Genomic DNA, 18,333 nt, shown 5'->3' with positions numbered 1-18,333 from the left:
CGCGTAAACTGGTCCGCCCAGGGGGAGACCTCAGTCCCAGAGGATTGGCAATGGAACTGCTCGAACCCATCGTGAACGACAGCGCCGAGATCGCCTGCCTGCGGCGCGACCTGCACGCCCACCCGGAGCTGTGCTTCCAGGAACACCGCACCGCCGACGTCGTCGCGCGGCAGTTGCAGGCCTGGGACATCGAGGTGGTGCGCGGCCTGGGCCGCACCGGCGTGCTGGGCATCGTGCGGGGCCGGCCGTCGCCGCGCACCGTGGGCCTGCGCGCCGACATGGACGCGCTGCCCATCACCGAGGGCAACACCTTCGCCCACGCCAGCCGCCACCCGGGGAAGATGCACGCCTGCGGCCACGACGGCCACACCGCCATGCTGCTGGCGGCGGCCCGCCACCTGGCGCGCACCCGCGACTTCGACGGCACCGTCTACCTCATCTTCCAGCCGGCCGAGGAGGGCGGCGGCGGCGCCCGAGAGATGATTGCCGACGGCCTGTTCGACCGCTTCCCGATGGAGGCGGTGTTCGGCGCCCACAACTGGCCGGGCCTGCCGGCGGGCGACTTCGCGGTGGCGCCGGGGCCGGTGTTCGCCTCCAGCAACGAGTTCAGGATCACGGTGCACGGCAAGGGCTCGCACGGCGCCATGCCGCACCTGGGCATCGACCCGGTGCCCGTCGCCTGCCAGCTGGTGCAGGGCCTGCAGACCATCATCAGCCGCAACAAGCGGCCGATCGACACCGGCGTCATCTCGGTGACGATGATCCACGCCGGCGAGGCGACCAACGTGGTGCCCGAGCGCTGCGAGCTGCAGGGCACGGTGCGCACCTTCACCACCGAGGTGCTGGACCTGATCGAGCAGCGCATGCGCACCATGGCCGATGCGACCTGCGCCGCCTTCGGCGCCACCTGCAGCCTCGAGTTCAGGCGCAACTACCCGCCCACCATCAACCACCCCGCCGAGAGCGAGTTCGTGCGCCGGGTGATGACCGGGGTGGTGGGTGCCCATCGGGTGCACGCCTTCGAGCCGACGATGGGCGCCGAGGACTTCAGCTTCTTCCTGCAGCAGGTGCCGGGCTGCTACTTCGTCATCGGCAACGGCGACGGCGACCACCGCGACGGCGGCCACGGGCTGGGACCCTGCATGCTGCACAACCCGGCCTACGACTTCAACGACGCGCTGATTCCCGTCGGCGCCACGCTGTGGGTGAGGCTGGCCGAGGCCTGGCTGGCCGCGCCGCGGCCCGGCCCCTGACGCCCGCGGGCGCCGGGATGGACCGCTTCTTCTGCCATCGCTACGCGCAGGCGCGCGAGCGCTTCCTGGTCGAGGCGCAGATCGCGGGCGCCGAGCTGCAGTCCATCACCCACCCGCTGCCCGGGCGCGACGGCGAGGTGCTGGCGCTGGACGTGGCCCGGCTGGGGCCGGCCGACGCCAGGCGCCGGCTGGTCGTCTCCAGCGGCTGCCACGGCGTCGAGGGCCCGGCCGGCGGGGCGGTGCAGCTGGCGCTGCTGGCCGAGGCAGCGCCGCTGCGCGAGGCGCTGGACGGCCGGGGGGTGCGGCTGCTGCTGCTGCACGGGCTGAACCCGTGGGGCTGGTCGCACGGCCGGCGCCAGGACCACGAGAACATCGACCTCAACCGCAACTTCGTCGACTTCGAGGCCGCCGTGCCGCCCAACGGCGGTTACGACGCGCTGGCCGCGCTGCTGGTGCCGGGGCAGTGGCCGCCGCCGCCGGACCGCGAAGCGCAGCTCTTCGGCCGCATCGCCGAACAGGGCGAGCGCGCGGTGCAGCAGGCGGTGAGCGCCGGCCAGTACGACCACCCGGGCGGCCTGTTCTACGGCGGCCGGGCGCCGAGCTGGGGCCGGCTGGCGCTGCAGGCGCTGCTGGACGCCGAGCTGCGGGGCGTGGACGAATGCCGCTGGGTCGACCTGCACACCGGGCTGGGCCCGCGCGGCAGCGGCGAGCGCATCCACGCCGGGCCCGACACGGCCGAGGCGCTGGCCCGTGCGCGGGCGGTGTGGGGGCCGTCCATCACCTCCACCGCCGACGGCAGCTCGGTGTCGGCCCTGCTGCACGGCGAGCTGCAGCCCTGGTTCGCCGTCCGCCACCCGGGCCTGCGCTTCGCCGGCCTCACGCTGGAGTTCGGCACCCTGCCGCTGCTGCAGGTGGTGCAGGCGCTGCGCGGCGAGGCGTGGCTGCGCCAGCATGGCGACGCGCCGGCCGCGGTGCGGGAGGAGGCCATCGACGGCGCCCTGCGCGACGCCTTTGCGCCGGCCGACGGACAGTGGCAGGACGACGTGCTGCGGCAGGGCCTGGACGTGCTGCAGCAGGCGCTGCACGCCCGCTGGGGGCGCTGACGGCGGCCGGGCCCTGGCGGGCCCGCCGACGCTACAGCCAGCCGGTCTCGACGAGGATCCGCTGCGCCGCGGCGGCGTCGCTGAAGTGCACCGCCTGCCAGCCGGCACGACGCGCCGCCTCGACGTTGGCCAGCACGTCGTCGAGGAACACCGTGCGCGCGCCGTCGAGCGCGAAGCGCTCGGTCATGTGATCGAAGATCTGCGGCTCCGGCTTCAGCCAGCCCACCCGCGACGAGAAGACGCCGCCCTCGAAGCGGCGCAGCACCGGGCTGTCGCGCTCCAGCGCCTCGGCATAGGGCTTGGGCATGTTGGACAGGAAGAGCAGCCGGTGGCCGGCCGCCGCCAACCGGTCGATCAGTGCCACCGTGTCGGGCAGCGGCTGCAGTTCGGCCATCACCGCCCGTTCGACCAGCGCCAGCACGCCGTCGCGCGGCAGGCCGGTGCGCCGGGCCAGCCGGTCGATGAGGTCCGGCACCTCCACCGTGCCGCGGTCGAACTCGCCCCAGTCGCCGCCGAAGCCGAGGAAGAAGCGCTGCGCCCACTCGACGGCGAGTTCGGGCGTGCTCGCATGGTCCGGGAAGCACTGCGCCATCAGCACCGCAGGGCGGAAGCGGTAGACGACGGCCCCGAGGTCGAAGACGACGGTCCGCATCGACTCACTCACCTCGCAGGCGCTTCAGCAGCCCGGCGGTCGAGGCGTCGAGACCGGCCACGTCACCCGAGGCCAGCCGCGGCAGCAGGTCGCCGGCCAGCGCCTTGCCCAGCTCCACGCCCCATTGGTCGAAGGAGTTGATGCCCCACAGCGCGCCGCTGGTGAAGACGCGGTGCTCGTACAGCGCGATGAGCGCGCCCAGCGCCGCGGGCGTCAGCTGCTCGGTCAGCAGCGTGGTGCTCGGCCGGTTGCCGGGGAAGCTGCGGTGGCGGGCCAGCACCTGCGGGTCCAGACCCGGCGCGGCGGTGGGCGCCTTCTCGGCCAGCGCCTGGTCGGCCGTCTTGCCCAGCATCAGCGCCTGCGCCTGCGCCAGGCCGTTGGCCATCAGCTTGGCCTGCAGGTCGGCATGGCCGTGGGTGGGCCGGCGGGCCAGGATGAACTCCACCGGGATGACGTCGGTGCCCTGGTGCAGCATCTGGAAGAAGGCGTGCTGGCCGTTGGTGCCCGGCTCGCCCCACACCACCGGGCTGGTGGCGAAGGGCAGCGGCCGGCCGTCGGCGTCCACGCACTTGCCGTTGGACTCCATCTCCAGCTGCTGCAGGTAGGCCGGCAGGCGCTTCAGGCCCTGGTGGTAGGGCGCGACGCAGCGGCTGCCGAAGCCGTGGAAGTTGCGGTACCAGACGTCGAGCAGGCCGAGCTGGGCCGGCAGGTTGGCCTCCAGCGGCGCCTCGGCGAAGTGGCGGTCCATGGCATGGGCGCCGGCCAGCAGGTCGCGGAAGTGGTTCTCGCCGATGGCGATGGCGATGGGCAGGCCGATGGCCGACCACAGCGAGTAGCGGCCGCCCACCCAGTCCCAGAAGCCGAAGGTGCGGTCGATGCCGAAGGCCGCGGCCGCCTTCACGTTGGTGGTGGTGGCCACGAAGTGCCGGGCCACATCGTCGCCGCCCTGCTGCAGGAACCAGTCGCGTGCCACCTGCGCGTTGGCCATGGTCTCCTGCGTGGTGAAGGTCTTGGAGGCGACGATGAACAGCGTGCGCGCCGGCACCAGCCGCCGCAGCACCGGCTCGATGTCGTGGCCGTCGACGTTGGAGACGAAGTGCAGCCTCAGGCCCGGGTGCACGAACGCGTCGAGCGCCGGCACCACCATCTGCGGCCCGAGGTCGGAGCCGCCGATGCCGATGTTGACGACGTCGGTGATGCCGCTGGCCGCGGTGTCGCGCACCTCTTCGGCAAAGGCCAGCAGCGGCGTCAGCACGCCCTGCACCTCGGTGCTGAACAGGCCCTGCCCGGCCGGCGCGCGCAGCGCGGTGTGCAGCACGGCGCGGCCCTCGGTGCTGTTGATGGGCTCGCCGCGCAGCATGGCGTCGCGCCGGGCTTCCAGGCCGCACTCGCGCGCCAGCTCCAGCAGCAGCCGGCGGGTGGCGATGTCCCAGCGGTTCTTCGACAGGTCGGCGAACCAGTGCGGCGCCTCCAGTCCGAAAGCGTCGAAGCGGCCCGGGTCGCGGGCGAAGGCTTCGCGCAGGTCGAGCTCGCGGCCATGGGCCTCGAAGTGGCCCTGCAGCGCGGTCCACGCGACGGTTTCGTCACAGCGACGGAAGCTCATTGCAGGCCCTCGATCAGCTTGTCCAGCTTCACCGCATCGGCGGCGAAGGCGCGGATGCCCTCGGCCAGCTTGTCGCTGGCCATGGCGTCCTCGTTCAGCGCCCAGCGGAAGCCGGCCTCGTTGAACAGCACGGCGTGCAGGTCGCCGTCGGCCTGGGCCTCGGCCGCGTCGAGCTGGCGCGGCACCGGCCCCTCGGCCTGCTGCAGCCTGGCCAGCAGGTCCGGGCTGATGGTGAGCAGGTCGCAGCCGGCCAGGGCCAGGATCTGCCCGGTGTTGCGGAAGCTGGCGCCCATGACCTCGGTCTCGACGCCGAACTTCTTGAAGTAGCGCCAGATGCGGCGCACCGACTGCACGCCGGGATCGTTCGGTCCGGCGTGGGCCGCCTCGTCCCACGCCGCGCCGGCGGCCTTCTTGTGCCAGTCGTAGATGCGGCCGACGAAGGGCGAGATCAGCTTCACGCCGGCCTCGCCGCAGGCCAGCGCCTGCACGAAGGCGAAGACGAGCGTCAGGTTGCAGTGGATGCCCTCGTGCTCCAGCGCCTTGGCCGCCTGGATGCCTTCCCAGGTGGCGGCGATCTTGATCAGCACCCGGCCGCGGTCGGTGCCGGCGCGTTCGTACAGCTCGATCAACCGGTGCGCCCGCGCCACCGTGGCGGCGGTGTCGAAGGACAGACGTGCGTCGACCTCGGTGCTCACCCGACCGGGCACCACCTTCAGGATCTCGCTGCCGAAGCGCACCAGCACCTCGTCGACCACGCGGTCCAGCGGCTCGCCGCGGTGGGCGGCGACGGCCTCGGCCAGCAGCGGCGCGTAGTCCGGCTGCTGCACCGCCTTCAGGATGAGCGACGGGTTGGTGGTGGCGTCCTGCGGCGCGAAGGCCGCGAGCTCCTTGAAGTTGCCGGTGTCGGCGACGACGGTGGTGTGCTGCTTGAGCTGTTCGAGCTGGTTCATGGCGTTGGGCGGTGCTTCAAGGGTCGCGCGGCGCGCAACCGCGATTAGAGCAAGCCGGTGGCGGTGCCGTCGGCCCGCTGGCAAGCGGAAGTCGTGCCCGCGTCGGCGCCGGCGTCGCCGGGCGGGCATCGGGCTTGCGGCATGATGACCGCTCCCACCCACGCCCCTCGCCTGCACCCGCATGTCCTTCGACCTCGTCCTCTTCGGCGGCACCGGCGACCTGGCCTGGCGCAAGCTCATGCCGGCGCTGTTCCAGGCCCACCGCCACGGCAAGCTGCCGCCCGGCGGGCGCATCCTCGGCGTGGCGCGCGACGACCGCGACGACGAGCACTACCGCCGGCTGATGGGCGAGCGGCTGCAGGAGGTGGACCCGGGCAAGCGGCCGTCGGCCGAGGAGTGGTCGCGCTTCGCCGAGCGGCTGCACTACCGCCCGATGGACCTGTCGCAGCCCAAGGACTACGCCAAGCTGCGCGCCTGGCTGGCCGAACGCGACGCCGACACGGTGGTGTTCTACCTGGCGACGGCGCCGCACCTCTTCCCGGTGGTGTGCGAGCAGCTCGGCCGCGCCGGGCTCAACGGCGACCGGGTGCGGGTGGTGCTCGAGAAGCCGCTCGGCCACGACCTGGCCAGCGCGCAGGAGATCAACCGGGTGGTGCGCTCGGTGTTCAACGAGCGGCAGGCGCTGCGCATCGACCACTACCTGGGCAAGCCGGCGGTTCAGAACCTGATGGCGCTGCGCTTCGGCAACGCGCTGTTCGAGCCGCTGTGGCGGCGCGAGGCCATCGCCAACATCCAGATCACGCTGGCCGAGAGCCTGGGCGTGGGCACCCGCGGCGACTTCTACGACCGCACGGGGGCGCTGCGCGACATGATCCAGAACCACGCGCTGCAGCTGCTGACCATGATCGCGATGGAGCCGCCGCCCAGCTCCGACGCCTTCGCGGTGCGCGACGAGAAACTCAAGGTGCTGCGCTCGCTCAAGCCCTTCACCCGCGAAAGCGTGCTGCGCGACGTGGTGCGCGGCCAGTACCGCGCCGGCAGCATCGACGGCACCAAGGTGCCCGGCTACCTCGAAGAAGAGAAGGTGCCCGCGGGCAGCCGCTGCGAGACCTTCGTCGCCCTGCGCACCGAGGTCGACAACTGGCGCTGGGCCGGCGTGCCCTTCTACCTGCGCACCGGCAAGCGGCTGGCGGCGCGCGACGCGCACATCGTCGTCAACTTCCGGCCGGTGCCGCATGCCATCTTCCCCGGCGCGCTGCCGGCCAACAAGCTGGTCATCAAGCTGCAGCCGGAGGACGGGCTGGAGCTGCACCTGATGGCGGCCAAGGGCGGTGCGGCGGGCGAGGCGCTGGCGCCGGTGCAGCTCGACCTGGACTTCGACAAGGCCTTCCCCACCGAGCGGGTGGGCGCCTACGAGCGGCTGCTGCTGGACGCCATCGCCGGCCGGCTGAACCTGTTCGTGCGCAGCGACGAGCAGGAACAGGCCTGGCGCTGGGTGGAGCCCATCCTGGACGCCTGGCGGCAGGACGACGGCCAGGGCCCCAAGCCCTATGCCGCCGGCACCTGGGGACCGGCCGCCGCCAGCGCGCTGGTGGCGCGCGACGGCTTCGCCTGGGATGAAGAAACCTAGACCGACACGGGGCTGCGGTCGTCGTGTTCGGCGACGCCGGCGCTGCGCAGGTTGAGCAGCACGTCCACGCCGTAGAGGCCGGCCAACGACACCAGCTGCGCGGGTGGCGCCTGCACGGTGAAGGCCTTGCCCCAGTCCTGCGCCAGCCGGCGGCAGGCCAGCAGCACCGCCAGCGCCGCGCTGTCGAAGTCGCGCAGGGGGGCGGCGTCGACCACCACGCTGTCGGTGCCGTCGCGACGCAGCGCCTGGCGCAGCATGCGCAGGGTGTCGCGCGCCTCGCGCACGGTCACCGTCGCCGGGAGCACGAGGACACCGGTCATGGCATGAGCCCCTCGCCCGAGGAGGGCGTCGGACGATCCCCCGTGGGGATGCGGGCCGGCTCGGGAGCGGCCCGGCGCTCGGCCCGCGCCATCAGCTCTTGGCGCCGCCGGCGCCCTTGTTGCGCTGGGCGAGCTTGGAGATCAGGCCGTCGATGCCGTTGGCGCCGATCTCCTGCGCGAAGCTGTTGCGGTACTGGTCGACCAGCCAGACGCCGAGCACGTTGACGTCGTAGATCTTCCAGCCGTCGCCGGCCTTCTCCAACCGGTAGTCGAGCTGGATCGGGTCGCCCGAACCGCGCACCTCGGTGCGCACCACCACCTCCTGGTCGCCGGGGTTGCCGCGGAAGGGCTTCAGCTGCACGGTCTGGTCCTTGACCTGGGTCAGGGCGCCGGCGTAGGTGCGCACCAGCAGGGTCTTGAACTCGGTCTGCAGGCGCTGCTGCTGCTCAGGGGTGGCGGTGCGCCAGTGGCGGCCGACGGCCGAGGCGGTCATGCGCTGGAAGTCGACGTGCGGCATCACCTTGCTGTCGACCAGCGCGTTGATGCGCTGCACGTCGCCGGACTGGATGGCCTTGTCGGACTTGACGGTGTTGATGACGTCGTCGGACAGCGTCTTGATCAGCGCGTCCGGCGCGGTCTGGGCCCACGAGGCGGCGGCGACCAGGGTCATGGCGACGGCCAGCAGCAGGCGCCAGCCCTGGGATTTCAACGACAGCAACATTCGGACTCCTTCAATGAAAAGCCGGTGCTTGACCGGCGCTGGCCGTTCGACCGCCGGGGCGCCCCAAGGTTCAACGCCGGCACCCGGCGCCGGGCCTACCGCGCCGGTGCGCTGGCCGCGGCCGGCGGCGGCGCGGGCTCCTCGTCCTCGGGCGGGTTGCCGTCGAAGACCAGGCTGCGCCGGCGCGTCAGGTAGGCGTCGCGCACGAAGCTGTACTTGTCGAGCGCGATGTCGTCGAGCAGCCGGGTGGCGTCGAGGTAGTTCGCCCGGGTGTTGATCAGCTGCAGCGCGAAGAAGCCGGCCGCCGGTCGCACGTCGAGCACGGTGCCCGGCGAGGCGGACAGGTCCAGCGGCAGGCCGATGGAATCGCGCACCGACGAAGGGCCGAACAACGGCCAGACGATGTACGCGCCGGCCCCCCATGCCCCAGACGCCCAGCGTCTGGCCGAAGTCCTCGGGCCGCTTCTCGAGGCCGGCCTCGGTCGCCACGTCGGCGATGCCGGCGAACCCGAGCACGGTGTTGGTGGCCACCCGCATCACCATCAGGGTGCCGCTTTCGCCCTTACCCTGCAGGAAGTGGTTGACCGCCGACCAGCCGTCCTGGATGTTGCCGATGAAGTTGCCGAAGGACTGGCGCACGAAGGGCGGCACCACCCGCTTCCAGGCGGTGGCCACCGGCTTGATGATGGCCTCGTCGAGCTGCTCGTTGAAGCCGAACACCTTGCGGTTCCAGTTCTCCCACGGGTCGAGGCGGTCGGCCTCGGTAATGCGCGGCGAGGTGGTGGCGCAGCCGGCGAGCACCAGCGCGGCGAACAGCGGCGCCAGGCGCAGGCCGACGGTCTGCCGCCTCACTTCTTGCCTCCCGCGGCCGGCGCGGTGGAGCCGGCATCGGCCGCCTTGCTGAACAGGAACTGCCCGATCAGGTTCTCCAGCACGATGGCGGACTGGGTGCGGGCGATGGTGTCGCCAGCGGCCAGGGTCTTCTCGTCGCCGCCGGGCTCGATGCCGACGTACTGGTCGCCGAGCAGGCCGGAGGTGAGGATCTTGGCGCTCGAGTCGCGCGGGAACTGGTAGGCCTTGTCGAGGTCGAGCGTGACCAGGCCCTGGAAGGTGGTGCCGTCCAGCATGATCGAGGTGACCCGGCCGACGGTGACGCCCGCGCTCTTGACCGGCGCGCGCACCTTGAGCCCGCCGATGTTGTCGAAGCGCGCCTGCACGGTGTAGCCCGCGCCGCCGCGGCCGAAGCCCTGCGTCAGGTTGGCCGCCTTGAGGGCGAGGAACAGCAGCGCCAGCGCGCCCAGCAGCACGAACAGCCCGACCAGGGCCTCGGTTCCTTTTTTACTCATGGTCGGCCGGAGTGTGTCATGGGGTGGAGAACATCAGCGCGGTGAGGACGAAGTCCATCGCCAGCACCCCGAGCGATGCGAGCACCACGCCGCGGGTGGTGGCGTAGGACACGCCCGCCGGCGTGGCCTCCGCGTGCGCCCCCTGGTAGAGCGCCGTGTAAGTGCACAGCACGCCGAACACCACGCTCTTGAGCATGCCGTTGCCGACGTCGCGCCAGACGTCGACCCGGTTCTGCATGATCGCCCAGAAGTTGCCGTCGTCCACGCCGATGAGCAGCACCGCGACGACGTAGGCGCCGAGGATGCCGACCGCGGTGAACCAGGCGGTGAGCAGCGGCAGCGCGATGCTGCCGGCCACCAGCCGCGGCACCAGCACCCGCGAACGGGGGTCCACGCCCATCATCTCCATCGCCGCCAGCTGCTCGCCCGCGCGCATGAGTCCGATCTCGGCGGTGAGCGACGTACCGGCCCGCCCGGCGAACAGCAGCGCGGCGACCACCGGCCCCAGCTCGCGGGTGAGCGACAGGTTGACCACCAGGCCGAGCTGCTCCGCCGCCCCGTAGGTCGCCAGCGCGTAGTACATCTGCAGCGCCAGCACGAAGCCCACCGCCAAGCCGGACGCCCCGATCAGCGTCAGCGAGCGATTGCCGAGCACGTAGAGCTGCTGCGCCACCAGCGAGAAGCGGCCGAGGGCCAGCGGCACCCGACGCAGCAGCTGCACGAAGAACTGCGCGGCGTGGCCGAGCGCGGCCAGCCAGGCCAGCGTGGCGGCGCCGAGGGCGGTCAGCGGCGTCAACATCAGCCGGTCAGCCCCAGGTCCTGCGCCAGCGTCGGCGCGGGATGGTGGAAGCCCACCGGGCCGTCGGGCTCGCCGCGGATGAACTGCCGCACCAGCGGATCGGTCGACTCCAGCAGGTCGGCCGGCCGGCCCTGTGCCGCGATACGCCCGCCCAGCAGCAGCACCACGTGGTCGCAGATCTGGAAGCACTCCTGCACGTCGTGCGTCACCACCAGCGAGGTGGCGCCCGTGGCGTCGTTCAGACGCCGGATGAGCTGCGCGGTGACGCCGAGGGCGATCGGGTCCAGCCCGGTGAAGGGTTCGTCGTACAGCATCAGGTCGGGGTCGAGCGCGATGGCGCGGGCCAGCGCCACCCGGCGAGCCATGCCGCCGGACAGCGACGCCAGCTTCATGCGCGCCGCGCCGCGCAGCCCCACCGCCTGCAGCTTCATCAGCACGATGTCGCGCACCATCGGCTCGTCGAGGTCGGTGTGCTCGCGCAAGGGAAAGGCCACGTTCTCGAACACGTCGAGGTCGGTGAACAGCGCACCGAACTGGAACAGCATGCCGATGCGCCGGCGCAGGGTGAACAGCGCCTGCGGGTCGTCCACCGGTACCGGCCGGCCGTCCACCCGCACCTCGCCGGCGGTGGGCCGCACCATGCCGCCGATCAGCCGCAGCAGCGTGGTCTTGCCGCCCCCGGAGCCACCCAGGATGCCGCTCACCTTCCCACGCGGGAAGGCGAGGTCGATGCCCTGGAGGATGAGGCGGCTGGCGTCGTAGCCGAAGCTGACGCGCTCGAAGCGGATGAAGGCGTCGTCGGGCACTCGGGTGGTGGGGTGGTGGGTCGACCGGATGGCGCAAGGACCAAGGCGACCCAGAAGGAGAACCGGCACCGCGGCAGATCCCTGCCGACGGCGAGGTCATTCTCGCATGGGGGCTGTCCGTCCGCCGACAACCGGACGGAGCCGGCGGCTCACCAGGGGACGCCGGCGTCCCGTGCTTCGAAGGCGACCTCCACCCGCAGCCGCGAGCGCACCGGCCGCCCGTCCAATTCGCCGGGCCGGAAGCGGGCTTTCAGAAAGGCACTGCGGGCCGCCTCGCGAAACACGGGCGGCAGGCTGTCGTCCTCGGCGTGCACCTCCCGAACGAAGCCGGACTCGTCGATGAACAATGCCAGCGTGCCGGTCAGGTGCAGGCCGACCGCGCCGCCGAGTGCCGCGTCCTCGGGCCAAGGCAGTTGCACCTCGTCGAGGGCCACCGGTCCGGCGCTGAGCAGCGACCGAGGCAGGAAGGCCGCGGGCTCCACCGACACGGTCGGCACGGCGTCGCTCGAGATCCCATCCAGCGCAGGTCCGGCGACCGAGACGACCTCGCTCACGGGCAGGGCCGGCGCTTCGACGGGCGGCGAGGAACCGCGGACCGACCTCGACGGGGTCGCCGTCCCCGGACGACCCGGCGACGCCAAACCAGGATCCCGCTCCACGGTCGCCGTGCCGACGGCAAGCTCGGGTTGACGGGGAACGGGTCGCAGTTGCACGACCCGCGGCGCACCCGCGGCGACGCTCAGCGCGTCCCGCGACGGGCCGGGGACCACCGCGGACAACAGCGCCGCGTGTCCGGCCAAGGACAGGACCACGAAGGCGCGCAGACGTCGAGCGGAGTTCAATCCGCCAGCTCCCGCCAGGCCGTCCGGCGCGTCTGCGCGATGCCACTGCTGCCGGAATGCAGCTTGAGCGTGATGCCCAGCTTGGAATCGTTGACGTACGTGCCGCCCTGGTTGCCACCGGTGCCGTCCGAGTTCGAGCCCAGGATCACCGAGGTCATGCCGACCACCAGCGCGCCGGTCTTGAACTCGCCTCTGGTGTCGCCCGAGGCGACATCCAGCTCGTACAGCCAGGAGTCGCCGCCGACGGCGCAGGGCTCATCGGAGGGCACGTTGGCACCGGCGGTGAGGGTGTTGAACGCCAGGCTCATGTCCACGTTCACCCGTTCGCCGGCCGGCAAGTCCACGTACCACCCGCGCTTCTGGCTCCAGTCCACCGGGTTCAGGCTCGTCACCCGCCGCACGGTGCTGCCGGTGTCCAGGGTCTGTCGCACCAGCACGTTGGCCTGACGCACGTCGCCGAGGCCGTTGACCTCGCTTTTGTCTTCAATGGCGTAGATGCTCTGCACCGAGGTGTCGGACAGGTCCGCCGTGCCCAGGTAGCGCCCGGTGGCGACGAACACCACCTCGCGGTCGGCGCCATTGGCCGTCACCATGCCCAGAAGGGGCCGGGTGGTGATGGGCTGCGGCCGCGGCGCACTGGCGACCTGGAACTTGGCCAGCTTCTGGACCGCGTAGGACGGGGAGGTGCTGCGGTCGAGGTCGAAGCGCCACAGGTTGCCCTCCATGTCGCCGCCATAGAACCGCCGTGCCGTGTTGTCGATCGGCGAATCGATCCAGGCGTTGATCTTGGCCAGGCCGAAGCCTTCGGGCGTGGCCAGGTGGTTGACGCCCCCGAAGGTGTGCGGCGTGCCGGTGTTGGCATTGAGCACGAACAGCTTTCCGGGGTTGGTTCCGTTGTAGCCCGATGCGAACACCACCACCCACTCGCCCGAGGCGCGCTTGGTGATGATGGGGTTGCCGAAGCTCAGGCCCAGGTTGGCGTCGGTGAACTCCCACAGCAGCTGCGGGGTGGTCGGGTCCGTCACGTCGAGCGCGTAGTACCCGCGACCGCCGCCATTGAATCCGCCCACCAGAATGGTCTTCCAGCCCACGCCGGGCACGTGGATGTCGGCGATGGTGGGGGTGCCGTCGACGAAGTACTCGTGGTGCGCGGGGTAGCTGCTGTCAGCCAGGCGGTAGAGCTTGGGCAGCATGAGCGAGGGCACGAACGCCCAGCGCTCCTCGCCGGTGGCCGCGTCGAGGGCATGGAGCATGCCGTCGTTGCCCCCGAAGAAGACCGTCCGCGCTCGGTTCGCCTTCTGGCTCTTGAATGTCCCATACCCGTTTTCCGTGTACAGGAAGCTCGGCTTGCTCAAGTGGACCGGCGCACCATTGACGACGTCACCCAGCACGGCCGTGCGCTGTCGGTACAGCGGGTTGGCCTTGCCGCGCAGCCAGGCGACCAGGTTCGCGCCGTCGTTGGCGGCCGCGACGTTGAAGTTGTCGCCGGTGCATTGCCCCGGTCGGGCCGCGCCGCCCACGCCGGGTTTGTTGCAGAAGCCATCGAAGTGGCCGGTCGCCTGCGCGTTGGCGTGGGTGAAGGGCTGCAGGCCGCCGCTGGCGCCTCCGGCCATGTAGATGGTCCGTGACTCGACGCTGCTGGTCGAATCCGCGCTCACCCGGGCGCCCAGCTTGTCGCGCGCCGACCAGAGCACGACGTTCTTGTTCACCGACCCGGTGTTCGGATCGATGTCGTAGGCCTTCACATCGCCGATCCATTCGCTGGACTTGAACTCGGCCACGAAGATCTTGTTGTCACCTTGCACCGGCCGCAGCGTGCTGGTGGCCGCGGAGGAGGCGCCACCGGTGATCGCGTTGATCGAGATCAGCGCATCGGTCAGGCTGCGTGCCAGGCCCTGCGGATCCTTCGCGTTGAAGTACTTCCCTCGGCCGTTGACCGCGGCATGCCACAGGTCATCGACGTTCTTGATGGTGTTGTTGGCCGGCGTCGGCCAGTTCAGGGTGCCGTCCTTGAGCCGGTTGAAGTCGGCGGAGCCGCCCTGGTCGTAGTTGCTGGTGTAGCCCAGCAGACCATCCAGTCCCAACCCGAGGGTGAAGGTCTTCATGTGCTGCCACGTCGCGGGATCCGCGGCGCTGCCTTCGATCTTGTCGTTGGCCGCCACGTTGAGACCGCGAGAACCCATGGCATTGCCCAGTTCGGCGCTGCGCAGGTCCGTCTTGTAGTAGTACATGGCCACGTCGGCCAGGGTGTTCGTCGCCCCGTTGGCCGTGCTGCTGCTGCTGCTCGGTGTGCCGGCCACCGCCGTGCCTTGGGCCGTCGGCGAGTAGGTGTAAGAGGTGGCGCCGCTGGTCGACGGGCCGGAGATGCGTTCCTCGGCGCTGGGGGAGGCGGGCGCGGCGTTGAAGGTGCAACTGCTCTGGCTCGGCCCGTTGCGGTCCGCCCAGCCCGTCGGGCTCACCGCCCCCGCATCGAGCACGGTGGTCGTCGCCGGGTTCAGGTCGGTCCAGGAGCCACAGACCGGCGTGCCGTTGGTGTCCGAGTTCGGCACGCCGTCGACGACGGTGCTGGTGCGGATGTAGTAGCAGCTGCGGCGCTGCTGAAGCACCACCTGCTCGCGACGCTGCGTCGTCTGCCGCTGCTCCTGCGTCACGTTGCGGTGTCGGCCGCCCGTGCAGTTGGACGGGATCTCGCTGTACAGGTAGCGGCGGTAGGTGCTGGTCGTGACCGGCAGTGCGGTCCGTTCCCGGGTCTCGTTGTAGTCGTACCGGGTCGTCGTGGTGACCGTGGTCGTTTCACCGTCGTACATCGGACGGGCGGTGCCGCCTCCGTCCTGCTGCCCGATGTCGGTGGTGCCGTCCAGCTGCTTCGGGCTGCCGGATTCGTTCCAGTAGCCGTCCGTCGACAGCAGCGTGACGTTCTTCTGGCAGGCGTACTGCACCGGGTCCGCGGTCTGACCGCTCGCCTTGTTCGCGAAGTACTGCCCGGCGCGTGACAAGGCGCCCCGCAGCGGTGTCGCGCCGCCCGGGTTGGCCCCATTCAGCTTCGAGTAGAAACTGTCCTTCTGGGCCTGGTCGAAGTCCGAGACGTTGAGGAAGTTCGACCCCGACGCGCTGGTGTTGTTGATGGTGGTGAAACCCACACGGAATTGCGAGTCGAGCGTTCGGAACGCCCGGCTCACCGCCGTTCGCATGGTGAGCATGCGCTTGCGGTGGTAGGTGTACCAGTTGGCGTAGTTCTGCGCCTCGGCCGCATCGGCGGCGACGATCACTTGCTGGAAGTTGCCGGTCCCGGTGGCACCGCTGCACTCACGGTAGAAGTCGGTCGTGGTGACCGGAGCGCCGCTGGCGGTGTAGGTGTAGCCCAGCGCCGGGGTGAGCGCGCCGACGTAGCGGTAGTAGGTCCGCGCCGGCGAACCGACCTGCACGCGGATGTTGGACAGGTCGCCGCTGCCCAGGGAGCCCGTGACCTGCATCGTCAGCGTGCGGGGGTTGCCCGACGTGGTCCAACCGGTGATGGTGCCGATCATCCAGCGGTTGGTGTCGCCGTTCTGGTAGACGGTGACCGCGTCACCCACCGAGAAGAGATTCGAGCTGGTGTTGAAGCTGAAGGTCAGCGTGCCGCCCGAGGAGATGGCCACGGTGGTCGCCGTCGGCGCCTGGGCGGTGCCCGCATCGCGCAGGAAGGCGGTCGGCAGGGTGCCGGCGGCCACCTCGACGCCGTTGGAGGCCAGCGGGAGTTGGTAGGTGACCGCCGGGTTGTAGGCCAGACCGTTGCACTGCGCGGACAGCCGGGCCGCGGCCGAGGTGACATCGCCGGCGATGTCCGGCAGGTAGTTGAAGTCCATCGACCCCGAATCGTCCAGCACGAACAGCAGGTTCGGCTTGACCAGGGCGTTGGACGAGGTGAACAGCGGCACGTTGGCCAGGTCCACCGTGCTGGCCACCACGCCCTGGCAGGCGATGCAGGAGGCCAAGAGCGCCGCCAGGGCTTGCTTGCCGTTCAAGGAGCGTCGGGCAGCTGTCATGGAAGGACCCTCGGTCGTCGGCATCAGAATCGGACCAGTGTTTCGGTGAAGCTCACCGTGCCGCGCCCGCCCTGGGTGCGCACGAGGATGCGGTAGTAGGGCGACGCGGGCGTCGGGTTGCCCACGGGCTCGGGCATGCTGGCGTCGATCGCACCGCGGCCGATGGCGGCGGAGGTGCTGACCGCCGCAGGCCGGCTGCACACCACCGGCGCGCCGGTGGCGTCGGTGCCGCTCGGCGGGCCGTCCGCGCTGCACAGGCGGGTGATGAGGTAGTGCGAACGGTAGTTGGTGTCGCCGGCCGGGTTGAACGGCCCGAACGGCGTGATGCAGGCGCTGTACTCACTGGCCGAACGGCCCAGGCAGCTGCCGTCCCAGTTGACGATGGCCCGCGTCGCGTCGCGCGTCGCGCCCGTCACATCCAGCTGTGCCAACGCGCTGGCGGAGTAGCCGCTGCCGGTCGAGCTGGTGTTGAGCGCACTGGCATTGGCCCGCAACCAGTCGATCGCCTGCTCGGCCGCCGCGGCGCTCGCGGTCGTGGCGTCCTGCTTGAAGCCCAGGTTGCCGAGCAGCAGCGTCGTCGTGTCCACCGAACGGACCAACGCCACCGAGCCCAGCGCCAGGATGGCCAGCGCCATCAAGGCGAACAGCATGGAGGAGCCCTTCTGGGTCTTCCTGACGACATGCGGCGGGACTTGTTGGTGGTGCATGGCTTGCCGCCTCACGAGCGCCACAGCAGGTTGACCAACGGCACCACCGTGTCGTAGACCTTGTAGCGGTAGTGCCGTGCTTCCGAGCCGGCGGTGTCGGCGCCCACGTCCAGCGTCACGCACTTGCTGCTGCCGCAGGTGACAGCACCGTCGACCTCTGCCGCCGTGCCGACGTCCCACACCGGGTTGCTGGTGGTGACCTCTTCCTTCTCGTAGTGACCGCTGCGGGCGACGATGGCGATCCGAACCGACAGGAGGCGCTGCCAGTCCGCCGCTGTGGTGGGAACCTTCGCCGCGTCGAGGGTGTAGGTGTCGACGCGGGTCTGTCCGGTCCCCGCCGCCAGCTGGGCGGCCGTCGCCGCACGGTCCAGGCCGTAGAAGGCCCGCATCAGCACGATGCCGGGTTGCACGTCGGTCACCACCTGCGTGCGGGTGGTGGTGTCAAAGGACACGCGCTGCAGCACGGCGCGAGCCGCATCGACGCGGTAGGTGTGGTCGAGCAAGGTGCCCAGGTTGATGAGCTGGCTGCCCTCGGCGATCTCGACGTTCGGTTGCCCGGCCCCGTTCCAGCCCGCATCGTCGGCGCGCGGGATCTGCGCGACGCTGCCGGTCGGGTTGGCCGTGACCCGGAAGAGGTGGCAGGGTTCGCCGGTGGCCCGGAAGGCCAGCATCAGGTCGTTCTGCGCCACGCCCAGCGTGGACGCCACCGAGAACCACTGGTCGTTCGGCTGGTACCGGGGCGGCATGACCCGGATCGGCACCGAGAACCCGGCCTTGTTGCTCGCGAGGATCCGAAGCGTGTCCGAAGCACCGCCTGCGCCCGCAGTGATGCTCACCGGCAGAAGGGTGGTGGGCATGTTGGCCACCACGGCGCCGTTGTAGCGGGCGGTGATGGCGCAGGCCAGGGCTTCGCGGGTGCTCGACAGGCCATAGCCCGCACTCTTGAGGTCGCGCTCCAGCGCATAGAGACCCAAGGCGCCGGACACTTGCGCATCGGCGCCGCTGGTGGTGGTGCGGCGCTGGCCCTCCGACACCGCCAGCACTTGGACGACGGCCAGCGTGGCGATCAGGCCGAGCGCGATGCCGACCATCAGCTCCACCAGCGTCAGGCCGCGCGCGGCACGGGCGCCGTGGCAGGGGAACGTCCTAGGCATTGAGGGCGCTCCGCGTGGTGTAGGCATGGGCGGCGTCGCCCGGTGGCGTCCAGCGGATGGTGATCACAACGGTGCCGCTGTTGACCGTCACCTCGGCCTGGCCTTGCGGCAGCGTGCTCGCCACTTTGCGCGCCCAGTCCAAGCATCGGGTCGCCGTGCAGGGCGTGGCGCCGTCGCCGGCGTACTGCGACAGATTGCCCAGGTCCGACCACATCAGGCCGACGAGTTCGGCGGCCAGGTACGCCGCGTCGCCGCGGTACTTGGCCGCCCCCTGGGCTTGGACCATGCTGGCCTGGGTGCCGACCAGGCCGAGCACGCCAACGGCCAGGATGAGCAGACCGACCAGCACTTCGATGAGGGCGAAGCCGCGGCCGGCCGACACGGCGCGGCGCGGCGCGCGACGAAGGACACCGTGCATCGCC

At 71.0% G+C, this 18,333-nt stretch carries 16 protein-coding genes and 1 pseudogene; 3 read left to right on the top strand and 14 right to left on the bottom strand.

Annotated features, from left to right (window positions below; translation table 11 throughout):
* Positions 1-50: 50 nt before the first annotated feature.
* Together LRS07_RS04465 and LRS07_RS04460 are read left to right on the top strand one after the other, a co-directional pair.
* Entirely contained in the window at positions 51-1,253 is a 1,203-nt protein-coding gene (locus LRS07_RS04465) for a M20 aminoacylase family protein (RefSeq protein WP_260500799.1), read from the top strand.
* 17 nt (positions 1,254-1,270) lie between these two features.
* Positions 1,271-2,356: a M14 family metallopeptidase gene (locus LRS07_RS04460; RefSeq protein WP_260500798.1), complete on the top strand. Its 1,086-nt coding sequence runs from the start codon at positions 1,271-1,273 to the stop codon at positions 2,354-2,356.
* Positions 2,357-2,387: 31 nt separating this feature from the next.
* On the opposite strand, the gene LRS07_RS04455 is transcribed toward LRS07_RS04460, so the two are convergent.
* Genes LRS07_RS04455 through tal form a run of 3 tightly spaced genes read right to left on the bottom strand, consistent with a single transcriptional unit; the run spans position 2,388 to position 5,561 of the window.
* The gene (locus LRS07_RS04455; protein ID WP_260500797.1) at positions 2,388-3,008 is read right to left on the bottom strand and encodes an HAD family hydrolase; all 621 of its coding nucleotides are present in this window, start codon (positions 3,006-3,008) and stop codon (positions 2,388-2,390) included.
* A 4-nt stretch (positions 3,009-3,012) separates the two neighbouring features.
* On the bottom strand, positions 3,013-4,611 hold the full coding sequence (gene pgi, locus LRS07_RS04450) for a glucose-6-phosphate isomerase (protein ID WP_260500796.1): 1,599 nt from the start codon (positions 4,609-4,611) through the stop codon (positions 3,013-3,015).
* A complete protein-coding gene (gene tal, locus LRS07_RS04445; protein ID WP_260500795.1) occupies positions 4,608-5,561 on the bottom strand; it encodes a transaldolase in 954 nt (317 codons plus the stop codon). The genes pgi and tal overlap by 4 nt, the downstream gene beginning before the upstream one ends.
* Before the next feature lie 181 nt (positions 5,562-5,742).
* Between tal and zwf the strand changes: the two genes are divergently transcribed.
* Positions 5,743-7,191: a glucose-6-phosphate dehydrogenase gene (gene zwf, locus LRS07_RS04440; protein ID WP_260500794.1), complete on the top strand. Its 1,449-nt coding sequence runs from the start codon at positions 5,743-5,745 to the stop codon at positions 7,189-7,191.
* On the opposite strand, the gene LRS07_RS04435 is transcribed toward zwf, so the two are convergent.
* The 11 genes and pseudogenes from LRS07_RS04435 to LRS07_RS04385 form a co-directional block, all read right to left on the bottom strand.
* Positions 7,188-7,511, bottom strand: a complete 324-nt coding sequence (locus tag LRS07_RS04435; protein WP_260500793.1) for an STAS domain-containing protein — start codon at positions 7,509-7,511, stop codon at positions 7,188-7,190. The two genes, zwf and LRS07_RS04435, sit on opposite strands and share 4 nt — an antisense overlap.
* A 91-nt stretch (positions 7,512-7,602) precedes the next feature.
* Positions 7,603-8,232 (bottom strand): MlaC/ttg2D family ABC transporter substrate-binding protein, encoded by a 630-nt coding sequence (locus tag LRS07_RS04430; RefSeq protein ID WP_260500792.1) that lies wholly within the window; start codon positions 8,230-8,232, stop codon positions 7,603-7,605.
* 95 nt (positions 8,233-8,327) lie between these two features.
* Positions 8,328-8,952: pseudogene (locus tag LRS07_RS04425) on the bottom strand (MlaA family lipoprotein).
* Positions 8,953-9,080: 128 nt separating this feature from the next.
* Positions 9,081-9,578 carry an outer membrane lipid asymmetry maintenance protein MlaD gene (gene mlaD, locus LRS07_RS04420; protein WP_260500791.1) on the bottom strand — a complete coding sequence of 166 codons (498 nt, stop codon included), beginning with the start codon at positions 9,576-9,578 and terminating at the stop codon, positions 9,081-9,083.
* 16 nt (positions 9,579-9,594) lie between these two features.
* Positions 9,595-10,377, bottom strand: coding sequence for a lipid asymmetry maintenance ABC transporter permease subunit MlaE (gene mlaE, locus LRS07_RS04415; protein ID WP_260500790.1), 783 nt, complete (start codon positions 10,375-10,377; stop codon positions 9,595-9,597).
* Positions 10,377-11,183, bottom strand: coding sequence for an ABC transporter ATP-binding protein (locus LRS07_RS04410; RefSeq protein WP_260500789.1), 807 nt, complete (start codon positions 11,181-11,183; stop codon positions 10,377-10,379). The genes mlaE and LRS07_RS04410 overlap by 1 nt, the downstream gene beginning before the upstream one ends.
* A 149-nt stretch (positions 11,184-11,332) precedes the next feature.
* Positions 11,333-11,737 (bottom strand): energy transducer TonB, encoded by a 405-nt coding sequence (locus LRS07_RS04405; RefSeq protein ID WP_260500788.1) that lies wholly within the window; start codon positions 11,735-11,737, stop codon positions 11,333-11,335.
* A gap of 284 nt (positions 11,738-12,021) precedes the next feature.
* On the bottom strand, positions 12,022-16,050 hold the full coding sequence (locus LRS07_RS04400; protein WP_260500787.1) for a pilus assembly protein: 4,029 nt from the start codon (positions 16,048-16,050) through the stop codon (positions 12,022-12,024).
* Between the two features lie 23 nt (positions 16,051-16,073).
* Complete coding sequence (locus LRS07_RS04395; RefSeq protein ID WP_260500786.1) at positions 16,074-16,700, bottom strand: hypothetical protein; 627 nt, start codon at positions 16,698-16,700, stop codon at positions 16,074-16,076.
* Between the two features lie 68 nt (positions 16,701-16,768).
* Positions 16,769-17,911: a PilW family protein gene (locus LRS07_RS04390; protein WP_260500785.1), complete on the bottom strand. Its 1,143-nt coding sequence runs from the start codon at positions 17,909-17,911 to the stop codon at positions 16,769-16,771.
* Positions 17,904-18,329, bottom strand: coding sequence for a type IV pilus modification PilV family protein (locus LRS07_RS04385; RefSeq protein ID WP_260500784.1), 426 nt, complete (start codon positions 18,327-18,329; stop codon positions 17,904-17,906). Before LRS07_RS04385 ends, LRS07_RS04390 begins: the two co-directional genes overlap by 8 nt.
* Positions 18,330-18,333: the final 4 nt, after the last annotated feature.

It is taken from the genome of Aquabacterium sp. J223 (genome assembly GCF_024666615.1).
Taxonomy (GTDB): domain Bacteria; phylum Pseudomonadota; class Gammaproteobacteria; order Burkholderiales; family Burkholderiaceae_C; genus J223.
This window is presented reverse-complemented; position numbering and strand designations above follow the sequence as displayed.

Bases quoted from the DNA above. Each gene is read 5' to 3' on its own strand.
- LRS07_RS04465 (WP_260500799.1), top strand. From the start codon at position 51: ATGGAACTGCTCGAACCCATCGTGAACGACAGCGCCGAGATCGCCTGC.
- LRS07_RS04460 (WP_260500798.1), top strand. From the start codon at position 1,271: ATGGACCGCTTCTTCTGCCATCGCTACGCGCAGGCGCGCGAGCGCTTC.
- LRS07_RS04455 (WP_260500797.1), bottom strand. From the start codon at position 3,008: ATGCGGACCGTCGTCTTCGACCTCGGGGCCGTCGTCTACCGCTTCCGC.
- pgi (WP_260500796.1), bottom strand. From the start codon at position 4,611: ATGAGCTTCCGTCGCTGTGACGAAACCGTCGCGTGGACCGCGCTGCAG.
- tal (WP_260500795.1), bottom strand. From the start codon at position 5,561: ATGAACCAGCTCGAACAGCTCAAGCAGCACACCACCGTCGTCGCCGAC.
- zwf (WP_260500794.1), top strand. From the start codon at position 5,743: ATGTCCTTCGACCTCGTCCTCTTCGGCGGCACCGGCGACCTGGCCTGG.
- LRS07_RS04435 (WP_260500793.1), bottom strand. From the start codon at position 7,511: ATGACCGGTGTCCTCGTGCTCCCGGCGACGGTGACCGTGCGCGAGGCG.
- LRS07_RS04430 (WP_260500792.1), bottom strand. From the start codon at position 8,232: ATGTTGCTGTCGTTGAAATCCCAGGGCTGGCGCCTGCTGCTGGCCGTC.
- mlaD (WP_260500791.1), bottom strand. From the start codon at position 9,578: ATGAGTAAAAAAGGAACCGAGGCCCTGGTCGGGCTGTTCGTGCTGCTG.
- mlaE (WP_260500790.1), bottom strand. From the start codon at position 10,377: ATGTTGACGCCGCTGACCGCCCTCGGCGCCGCCACGCTGGCCTGGCTG.
- LRS07_RS04400 (WP_260500787.1), bottom strand. From the start codon at position 16,050: ATGACAGCTGCCCGACGCTCCTTGAACGGCAAGCAAGCCCTGGCGGCG.
- LRS07_RS04395 (WP_260500786.1), bottom strand. From the start codon at position 16,700: ATGCTGTTCGCCTTGATGGCGCTGGCCATCCTGGCGCTGGGCTCGGTG.
- LRS07_RS04390 (WP_260500785.1), bottom strand. From the start codon at position 17,911: ATGCCTAGGACGTTCCCCTGCCACGGCGCCCGTGCCGCGCGCGGCCTG.
- LRS07_RS04385 (WP_260500784.1), bottom strand. From the start codon at position 18,329: ATGCACGGTGTCCTTCGTCGCGCGCCGCGCCGCGCCGTGTCGGCCGGC.